The sequence below is a fragment of the Candidatus Nitrospira bockiana genome (genome assembly GCF_965152565.1).
In genome coordinates this window covers 3,006,842-3,015,199 of record NZ_OZ224215.1, presented here as the reverse complement: position 1 = coordinate 3,015,199, position 8,358 = coordinate 3,006,842, and the positions used below count along the sequence as shown (strand labels likewise).

At 65.5% G+C, this 8,358-nt stretch carries 9 protein-coding genes; 7 read left to right on the top strand and 2 right to left on the bottom strand.

Annotated features, from left to right (window positions below):
• Window positions 1–4: 4 nt before the first annotated feature.
• The 3 genes from ACWHYV_RS14705 to ACWHYV_RS14695 all read left to right on the top strand — a co-directional run bounded on the left by ACWHYV_RS14705 (window position 5) and on the right by ACWHYV_RS14695 (window position 4,627).
• The gene (locus tag ACWHYV_RS14705; protein WP_447977249.1) at window positions 5–2,263 is read left to right on the top strand and encodes a type I secretion system permease/ATPase; all 2,259 of its coding nucleotides are present in this window, start codon (window positions 5–7) and stop codon (window positions 2,261–2,263) included.
• Window positions 2,250–3,641 (top strand): HlyD family type I secretion periplasmic adaptor subunit, encoded by a 1,392-nt coding sequence (locus ACWHYV_RS14700; RefSeq protein ID WP_447977248.1) that lies wholly within the window; start codon window positions 2,250–2,252, stop codon window positions 3,639–3,641. The genes ACWHYV_RS14705 and ACWHYV_RS14700 overlap by 14 nt, the downstream gene beginning before the upstream one ends.
• A 152-nt stretch (window positions 3,642–3,793) precedes the next feature.
• Window positions 3,794–4,627, top strand: coding sequence for a hypothetical protein (locus tag ACWHYV_RS14695; protein ID WP_447977247.1), 834 nt, complete (start codon window positions 3,794–3,796; stop codon window positions 4,625–4,627).
• Between the two features lie 109 nt (window positions 4,628–4,736).
• On the opposite strand, the gene ACWHYV_RS14690 is transcribed toward ACWHYV_RS14695, so the two are convergent.
• On the bottom strand, window positions 4,737–4,958 hold the full coding sequence (locus ACWHYV_RS14690) for a hypothetical protein (RefSeq protein WP_447977246.1): 222 nt from the start codon (window positions 4,956–4,958) through the stop codon (window positions 4,737–4,739).
• 626 nt (window positions 4,959–5,584) lie between these two features.
• Between ACWHYV_RS14690 and ACWHYV_RS14685 the strand changes: the two genes are divergently transcribed.
• From ACWHYV_RS14685 to ACWHYV_RS14670, 4 genes are all read left to right on the top strand, one after another.
• On the top strand, window positions 5,585–5,956 hold the full coding sequence (locus ACWHYV_RS14685) for a PA2779 family protein (protein ID WP_447977245.1): 372 nt from the start codon (window positions 5,585–5,587) through the stop codon (window positions 5,954–5,956).
• Between the two features lie 39 nt (window positions 5,957–5,995).
• The gene (locus ACWHYV_RS14680; RefSeq protein ID WP_447977244.1) at window positions 5,996–6,580 is read left to right on the top strand and encodes a C39 family peptidase; all 585 of its coding nucleotides are present in this window, start codon (window positions 5,996–5,998) and stop codon (window positions 6,578–6,580) included.
• Window positions 6,581–6,582: 2 nt separating this feature from the next.
• The gene (locus ACWHYV_RS14675; RefSeq protein WP_447977243.1) at window positions 6,583–7,161 is read left to right on the top strand and encodes a tetratricopeptide repeat protein; all 579 of its coding nucleotides are present in this window, start codon (window positions 6,583–6,585) and stop codon (window positions 7,159–7,161) included.
• A 147-nt stretch (window positions 7,162–7,308) separates the two neighbouring features.
• Complete coding sequence (locus ACWHYV_RS14670; protein WP_447977242.1) at window positions 7,309–8,151, top strand: sensor histidine kinase; 843 nt, start codon at window positions 7,309–7,311, stop codon at window positions 8,149–8,151.
• On the opposite strand, the gene ACWHYV_RS14665 is transcribed toward ACWHYV_RS14670, so the two are convergent.
• Window positions 8,087–8,350: a hypothetical protein gene (locus ACWHYV_RS14665; RefSeq protein WP_447977241.1), complete on the bottom strand. Its 264-nt coding sequence runs from the start codon at window positions 8,348–8,350 to the stop codon at window positions 8,087–8,089. The two genes, ACWHYV_RS14670 and ACWHYV_RS14665, sit on opposite strands and share 65 nt — an antisense overlap.
• Window positions 8,351–8,358 lie beyond the last annotated feature (8 nt).

The window sequence follows — 8,358 nt, the reverse complement described above, 5'->3', positions numbered from 1 at the left end:
CAGCATGAGCACGTCCCCCACGCAGTCCTCTCCGGACCAACCGCCGACGGAGGGCCGAGGAAGCGAAGGCCACGATCGCGGCGACAGCCGTTCGACCGCGGACACCGGCCTTGCCTGCCTCGTTCTCCTCGCCCGGTTCTTCGGCCTGCCGGCCGACGGCGAGCAGCTCCGCCATCAATTCGCCGCTGGAGCTGCGCCGCTCTCTGAAACCGATCTGCTCCGGGCGGCCAAGCACCTGGGATTGAAGGCCGGCGTGCACCGGTGCGCGTGGAACGGTCTCGCCGGTACGCCGCTCCCTGCGATCGCGCAATTCAAGAACGGCCGTTCCGTGGTGCTCGCGAAGGTCGCCGCCGAGCAGGTGCTGATCCAGGACCCGACGGCCCCACGTCCGCTGGTGATGCCGCGGGCGGCGTTCGAAGCGGCGTGGGCGGGACGGCTCGTGCTCATCACCAAGCGCGCGCACCTTCGCGCCCACGATCTCGTGTTCGATTTCACTTGGTTCATCCCGGCGATCGTGAAGTACCGCCGCGTGCTCGGCGAAGTGCTGATCGCGTCCTTCTTCATCCAGGTCTTCGCCCTCCTCACGCCGCTGTTCACGCAGGTGGTCATCGACAAGGTGCTCGTCCACAAGGGCTTCACGACGCTCAACGTCCTCGCCATCGGCATGATCGCGCTCGCGATCTTCGATGTGACGCTGAACGGACTGCGCACCTATCTGTTCGCCCATACGTCGAACCGCATCGACGTCGGCCTCGGGGCGCAAGTGTTCCGTCACCTGCTCGCCCTGCCCATCGCCTATTTCGAAGCGCGGCGCGTCGGCGACACGGTGGCCCGGGTGCGCGAGCTCGAGACCATTCGGCAGTTCTTCACGAGCCATTCGGTGACCGTGCTCATCGATCTGGTCTTCACGATCGTCTTCATCGCGGTGATGCTGCTCTACAGTCCGTTGCTCACGCTGGTGGTCGTCGGCTCCCTGCCGCTCTACGCGTTCATTTCGATCGTCGTCACGCCGGTCATCCGGGCGCGCTTGAACGAGAAGTTCAACCGCGGCGCAGAGAACCAAGCCTTCCTTGTCGAGGCGGTGACGGGCATCCAGACGGTGAAGGCGCTGGCCGTCGAGCCGCCGTTGCAACGCACGTGGGAAGAGCAACTCGCCGGCTACGTCCGCGCGAGCTTTCGGACGAGCCGGCTCATCACGGTGGCCGGGCAATCCGCCTCATTGGTGCAGAAGGTCACGACGATCACGGTCCTGTGGGTGGGCGCGCACCAGGTGATCGAGGGCACGCTCAGCATCGGCCAGTTGATTGCCTTCAACATGCTGGCCGGGCAGGTGACGGGACCGCTCCTGCGCCTCGTCAATCTCTGGCAGGAGTTTCAGCAGGTCGGGATCTCGGTTCAGCGGCTGGGCGACGTCCTGAATCAGCCGGCCGAGCCCTCGTACAATCCGAACCGGACGACCTTGCCGTCGTTGGCGGGCCACGTGACCTTCGAGGACGTGACGTTTCGGTATCGTCCCGACGGGCCGGAGATCATCCGCAAGGTCTCCTTCACGGTCCCCGCCGGCCACGTCGTCGGGATCGTGGGACGGTCGGGATCGGGGAAGAGCACGATCGCCAAGCTCGTCCAACGGCTGTATGTCCCCGAGCGGGGGCGCGTGCTCGTGGACGGCGTCGATCTCGCCCAAGTCGATCCGGCGTGGCTGCGGCGCCAAGTCGGCGTCGTGCTGCAGGAGAACTTTCTCTTCAACCGGTCCGTCCGCGACAACATTGCGCTGGCCGAGCCCGGCCTACCGATGGAGCGGGTCCTTCACGCGGCTCGCCTCGCCGGCGCCCACGACTTCATCATGGCGCTCCCGGAAGGCTACGACACGATCGTCGGGGAGCGGGGCTGTTCGTTGTCGGGCGGGCAGCGGCAGCGGATTGCCATCGCCCGGGCCTTGGTCATGAACCCGCGCATTCTGATCTTCGACGAGGCGACGAGCGCGCTGGACTACGAGTCGGAATCGATCATCCAGGCGAACCTCGCACAGATCTGCAAGGGGCGCACGGTGTTCTTGATCGCTCATCGGCTCAGCACCGTTCGGGCCGCCCAACGGATCCTGGTCGTCGACAACGGCGAGGTGATCGAGGAAGGCGGGCACGAGGCTCTGATCAAGGCCGGCGGGTTCTATGCCCGGCTGCAGAAGCTGCAGGACGGCGTGGGGGTGACAACGCCTTCGCGGGAGCCGGCCGAGGCGGAGGGGGTGCGGTATGGCGTGGCGTGATCTCACGCGCCAGGCGGCGATCTGGAAGGCGGCCTGGGCGGACGAATCCGGGAACTTGGTGCGGACGGGCGCGGCGGGTGGCGCGGTGGAGTTCTTGCCGGCCGCCCTCGAGATCCAGGAAGCGCCGCCGTCCCCGATCGGCCGCGCGATCACCTGGACGATCATCGCCGTGTTCGTGTCCGCCGTGCTCTGGTCGGTCGTGAGCCGTCTCGACATGGTCGCGGTGGCGCAGGGGAAGATCATTCCGAGCGGGTACAGCAAGGTGATCCAGCCGCTGGAAGGCGGCGTGATCGCCGCGATTCACGTGCGCGATGGGCAGCCGGTGAAACGGGGCGACCTGCTCATTGAGCTGGACACGACCGTCACGGGCGCGGAGCAGGACCGGTTGGTCAACGAGCGGAACGCGGCCCGGGTGGAGGCGCTTCGGTTGCGGGCGCTGCTCGCGGGCGCCGAGGCGTTCGTCCCGCCGCCGGACGTCAATCCGGAGCTCACGGCGCTCCAGCAGCAACTGCTTCTCGATCAACTGACTGAATTCCGGGCGAAGGTCGATTCGGCGCGTCACTTGATCGATCAACGCAAGGCGGCCCTGGAAGCGACCAAGGAGGATGTCGCGCGTCTCCAGGCCACCGTGCCGATCGAAACGGAACGCGCGGCGATGTACAGGAAACTGCTGGCGGATCAATTCGTCTCAAAGATGGACTACTTGCAGTTCGAGCAGCAACGGATCGACCGGACGCGGGAGCTGGCGGGCCAGCGCCAAAAGCTGGTCCAGGACCGGGCGGCGCTGGCCGAGGCGGAGGAGAACTACAGGGTGCTGCTCTCGGAGTTCCAGCGCACGCGCCAGGCCGAACTGTCCGACACGGAAACGAAGGCGGCGTCGCTCGAGCAGGAGGTGATCAAGGCGGGCCAAAAGACCGACTTTCAAACACTGCTGTCGCCCATCGACGGCGTGGTCCAACAATTGGCGGTGCACACGGTCGGCGGCGTGGTGACGCCCGCGCAGCAGCTCATGGTCATCGTCCCCGAAGAATCGCCCATCGAAGTGGAGGCCTGGATCGAGAACAAGGATATCGGGTTCGTCCACGCCGGACAGCCGGTGCAGATCAAGGTCGACACGTTCCCGTTCACGATCTACGGCGTGATCGACGGCACGGTCCTGACCGTGTCCAGCGACGCCATCCCGCAGGAGAAGGCCGGCCTCGTCTATGAAGCCCGCGTGAGCATGGCGCGCTCCACGATGCAGGTGGAACAGAAACAGGTCCATCTGACGCCCGGCATGGCGGTCTCCGTCGAGATCAAGACCGGCACGCGGCGCGCCATCGAATACTTTCTGAGTCCGCTCTTGAAAGGCCTCCACGAAAGCATCCGGGAACGATAAGAAGAAGGTTAAGGCTAAGGGGGAGAGCGGAAGTCGCGATTGGCCTCTTTTCTTCAACCTCAACCTCAACCTGAACCTCAACCTCAACCTTCCCCGGTCCTGTCAGTCGCCCGCTGACTGCCCCCTCTCTCCTAAGGGTGTATCCTGGCTCCATGTCTTACAACGGAACACTGCAGGCCGGGTTGCTCGTCCTGCTCCTGGCCGCGGGCTGCGCCGTGCCGGAGACCGCCGTCCGGGTCGGCACCGTGAGAGCCTCCCATGGCAATGCCTTCGTCGGCCGGCCAGGTGAAGCGCGGCCGAGCCCTCTCACCGTGGGGAGCGCGGTCTACGTACACGACGTCGTGGAGACGCAGCCGTACTCGCAGCTCGAGATCGTCTTGGATGGGCCGGTGGCGCTCACGCTGGGACCGGGGACCCGGCTGATCGTGGACAAACAAGTCCGCGGCGGGAAGACGACGGTGGTGCTGGACCGAGGCGCCGTTCGGACGCATCTCCAGGGCACGGCCCTTCAGCGCCGCCTGTTCACGTCGCCGGTCGAGGTCATGGTCGGCGAGGTGCTGGCGAGCGGGCGGGACGAGTTCGTGGTGTGGGGGGAGGAGCTGCCTCACGACGGCGGCGCGGCGGATCCGGCGCTGAGGTCGATCGGCGTCGCCAACACGGGCGGCGATCCGGTCGCTTGGGAAGGGTCCTCGGGGCCGGCGTTGGTGGTGAGGCCGGGCTACTTCTCGGTCACCGTGCCCGAGCATCCGCCGATTCCGCCCGTGCCCATCGAACGTGCGCGGCCGTTCCTTTCGGCCATGGTCCAGACCACGTCCATCTTGCCCGGCGATTTCCGTGAGTCCGTGCGCGCCGCCGCGACGCTGACCGCGCGACATGATCCGGTCCGAAAGGAGAACTTCACCTCACGCTGTCTCGCCCGGAGTCGGTCGTTGCGCCCGCACCGGGACGCGCCCGCGCGCGGGAGCCGCACCGTCAAGTGCTTCTGAACCGCCGCCTCGCCTGAGGCGGCCCCGGTGATCCCTCCTGAAACGCGGTGGCCGGCCGCCGATCAGCATCGGCCGACGGGTACGGTCGTCTCTCGACATCAGGGTGGGGTCAATTGACGCACGCCTTCGCAAAGAACAGCGCGCCTCGGTCCGGCGATTGCGCCGGCAGGAACGGCATGTCCCGCTTGATGAGCGTGGGGTGGAATCCCGCCGCCGAGCGCCAATTCGACAGGCGGCGGCAGAGCTCAGGGTAGAAGTGATCTTCGATCGTGCCGGTCCAACGGCCGTGGAAGACGAGTCGATCGTCGACGAACTGAAAGATCGGTACCATCCCGCACCTCCTGCCGGGAAGATAAGCATGTGCGAGAAGCGGTCAAGCGGGGCAGCACTGATGAAGAGAAGGTCGAGGTTGAGGTTGAGGTTGAGGTGAAGGGGGACGAGCTGAGTCTCGGACGGGATGCTCTCGGGTTCCGGGCGGGATCGAGCTGTGAGCTTTCGGCGATTAGCTCTCAGCGTCAGGAAGGGAGAGGCGCGCGATCTCCTCTGTGAGCTGACGGCTGAGGGCTGAGTGCTGAAAGGGGATCCAGCGGAGGATTCGGCAAGTGCCGTCAGGCCAGACGCGCGAGCCAGATCAATCCAACGGCCGTCAGGAGCACCGCGATGAACCCCAGGAGGGACAGACACGTGTTGAGCGCGAGCAGCAGCATGCCCCTTGTTACTCCGAACCGGCGCGCACGCGCCATTGGACGAAGGTCGCACCGCCGCGGCCGTCGCGCCGTGCAGCGGCGACGATCACCGGCGCACTTACAGCAGACCTTTAGGCCGTTCGGCTCTGTCGTATTTACCCTTCACAGGAATCACCGGTGCTGCTGACACGTCCTCCACGGTTCTATCCGATGGGGCGCGGCTTCGGCTCTTCGTTATGGTGAAGTATCACCTGTGAGGGAGGAACGAGCTATGAAGACCGTCATGAAGACCGGGCTGGTGCTCTATCTCATCCTGTGGGTCATCGTCCTCGGCGCCATTCCCGATTCGGCGGATGCGATGATCGCCCCGACCACATCGGCCGGCGGCCCGGATCGGCCCGCCGATCTCGCCCAGATCCAAATACAGTTGGAGTCCAAGATGGTCGGCCAGCGGCTGGCGGACCTGGGATTGAGTCAGGACGAAGTGACCAAGCGGTTGAGCGCGATGACCGACGAGCAGGTGCATCAAGTGGCCCAGACGCTCGACGGGCTGCAGCCGGGCGGGGAGTTGATCCTCATCCTGGCCATCATCGGCGCCGTCGTCGTCGTGCTCGCGATTATCGGGCTCGCCAGGCAGGCCTAGGCGTCTTCCAGCGAACGGGTTATTTGGAGCTCATACCCCATGAGCCCCAGAGAGGTGTTGACGGGCCTGTTGCTCGTCTTCGTCGTCATCCCGACCGTCGGTTGCACCGGCCCGGGGAGGGCGGCCTCGGACGGCGGGAAAGGCGCAGGAGAGTCGGGCTGGTACGTGCCGGGTGTGCCGTTCTTCCCTCAAGTCGCGTACCAGTGCGGTCCGGCGTCTCTCGCCTCGGTCTTGACCTATTGGGGCCGTCCCACCTCACCGGACGACATCGCACGGCGTATTTATCTGCCGAAGTTGAAGGGGACGCTGAGCCTCGACATGTGGCAGTACGCGCGCGAGCAGAATGTGGCTGCCGACGTGGAGGTCGGCTCGATCCAGTCATTGGAGCAACACATCCGGCAAGGCGAGCCGGTGGTCGCGCTGTTGAACCTCGGGTACCGATGGCTGCCGGCGGGACATTTCGTCGTCGTGGTCGGCGTGGATCCGGAGGCGCGCCGTGTCATCACCTATTCGGGGACTGAAAAGGACAAGGCCATGCCGTATGACGACTTTCTTCGCGCCTGGGAGAAGACGCAGTACTGGACCTTGGTCGTGAAACCGCATGCGACCGCGGGATCGAGGTAGGGATGCTGCGGCGACACGGGTACCGGGTGTGCGTTCTTCTCGTGCTCCTGAGCGGTTGCTCGGGATTCCCCCGTCCCTTCACCCCGACCGACCCGCTCAGCATCGAAGAGCATGTGCGCTTGGGCGAAATCTATGCCCAGCAGGGACTGGATGAGCAGGCGAAGCGGCAATTCGCTCAAGCGATTGCACGCGATCCCTCTTCCGTCGCCGCCTGGGTGGCTCTCGGCAACCTCTCCTTCTCCCGGAACCACTTCGAGGAGGCGATCGTGCACTATCGTCAAGCCTGGTTGCAGGAGCCTGGGAACCCGGCCACGGCGAACAATCTGGCCATGGCCTATGCCATGGCCGGCGAGCGTCTGGACGAGGCCGAAGGGCTTGCCCGAACGGCCTTGCGGGTCGAGTCGCCCCTACGTCCCTATATCTTGGATACGCTGGCCACGATCTACCTCAAGCGGCAGCGGTATGGCGAAGCGGCGTCCCTGCTCGATGAGGCCGAACGAATCACCCCGGCTCATGACTACCGCCTGAAGGAGCGACTCGCCCAACTCCGAGCCCAACTGGCCGCCACCCCCGGGCACTGATCTCCCATTTCAGAAGGCCGTTTCTCCGTCCCCTCGCTGGTGTCCATGTAGGACTCGTCCGGACTCTTGACCGCGACCTGGTGCGGATTACCTGGTTCATCGGTTCCCGCGTATCCTGGGTCCATAGGCCTAAGGAAGGTGATGACCATGAACAAGTCAGCCGGACCAACGCCTGACCCGGTTCATACGGTCGATCTCGGCGGCGGGTACATACCGGGGGAGCCCTTCGATGAGACGTGTCAGGGTCAGCACCCGACGGAAGCCTGGGTCGAGGCGGTTCGCCGTGAAGAGCGAAAACGGATTGCGCTGGAGCTGCACGATCAGTTGGGCCAGTACTTGACCGTCATCAAGCTCGAAGCCGCCCAGCTCGAACGCGGACTCTCCCAGCCGATCGACGCGTCGGTGTCGGGGGCGCTCAAAGAACGCGTCAAGGCCGTGATGCACTTTACGGACGAGGCGATCCAGGTGGTCCAACGCGTCGCGCTCAATCTCCATGCCCGCTCCATCGAGCAGCGACCGGAGGAGGTCATCGGGGCGGAGTTGAGCGCGTTCCAGCGACGAACGGGTGTCACATGCCGCTCGGGCCATGCGGACGTCGTACTCTCGCCGGCGCAGGCCGAGTGCCTCATCGGGGTGTTTCGTGAAGCGTTGACGAATATTGCACGGCATGCGGAGGCCGGCCAGGTCGACGTGTCGCTTGAGGAGGACCGGGACCGCGTCGTGCTGACCGTGAAGGACGATGGGCGAGGGATCCAGCCCGAGCAGATCGCGAGCGCCCGCGCGCTCGGCATTCGGGGGATGCAACAGCGCGTCCGGGAGTGCGGAGGAGAGCTGCGGATCACGGGCCGGCCCGGGGAGGGAACGACCGTGACCGCCTGGCTGCCAAAGATGCAGTCGGCGGCAACGCCGTCGGATGGACGGCCGCTTAGCCGTCGCTCGCCGATTCAGGCTCCGGCGGTGTGCCGGCCGAGAGCTCCGGTGGGCGGGTGATGATGCGCAGGCGGATGTCGTTCCCGATCAACATCTGAACCATCTTGCCGTGGAGAGCAGACTCGGTGTGCTCGACGTCGCCGGGCGTCAAGACCACGTCGCCGCCGCAGCGATCGACCAGATGCAGGAGGAGAGTGGGGAGGAGCTGTTCGAGCTCGTCGTCGGAGACATGTTCGCTGAAATTTTGCACGCGTCTCATGAAGTGCC

What these genes read in the sequence shown, in the direction of transcription:
- ACWHYV_RS14705 (WP_447977249.1), top strand. Translation starts at nt 5, where the DNA reads ATGAGCACGTCCCCCACGCAGTCCTCTCCGGACCAACCGCCGACGGAG.
- ACWHYV_RS14700 (WP_447977248.1), top strand. Translation starts at nt 2,250, where the DNA reads ATGGCGTGGCGTGATCTCACGCGCCAGGCGGCGATCTGGAAGGCGGCC.
- ACWHYV_RS14695 (WP_447977247.1), top strand. Translation starts at nt 3,794, where the DNA reads ATGTCTTACAACGGAACACTGCAGGCCGGGTTGCTCGTCCTGCTCCTG.
- ACWHYV_RS14690 (WP_447977246.1), bottom strand. Translation starts at nt 4,958, where the DNA reads ATGGTACCGATCTTTCAGTTCGTCGACGATCGACTCGTCTTCCACGGC.
- ACWHYV_RS14685 (WP_447977245.1), top strand. Translation starts at nt 5,585, where the DNA reads ATGAAGACCGTCATGAAGACCGGGCTGGTGCTCTATCTCATCCTGTGG.
- ACWHYV_RS14680 (WP_447977244.1), top strand. Translation starts at nt 5,996, where the DNA reads ATGAGCCCCAGAGAGGTGTTGACGGGCCTGTTGCTCGTCTTCGTCGTC.
- ACWHYV_RS14675 (WP_447977243.1), top strand. Translation starts at nt 6,583, where the DNA reads ATGCTGCGGCGACACGGGTACCGGGTGTGCGTTCTTCTCGTGCTCCTG.
- ACWHYV_RS14670 (WP_447977242.1), top strand. Translation starts at nt 7,309, where the DNA reads ATGAACAAGTCAGCCGGACCAACGCCTGACCCGGTTCATACGGTCGAT.
- ACWHYV_RS14665 (WP_447977241.1), bottom strand. Translation starts at nt 8,350, where the DNA reads ATGAGACGCGTGCAAAATTTCAGCGAACATGTCTCCGACGACGAGCTC.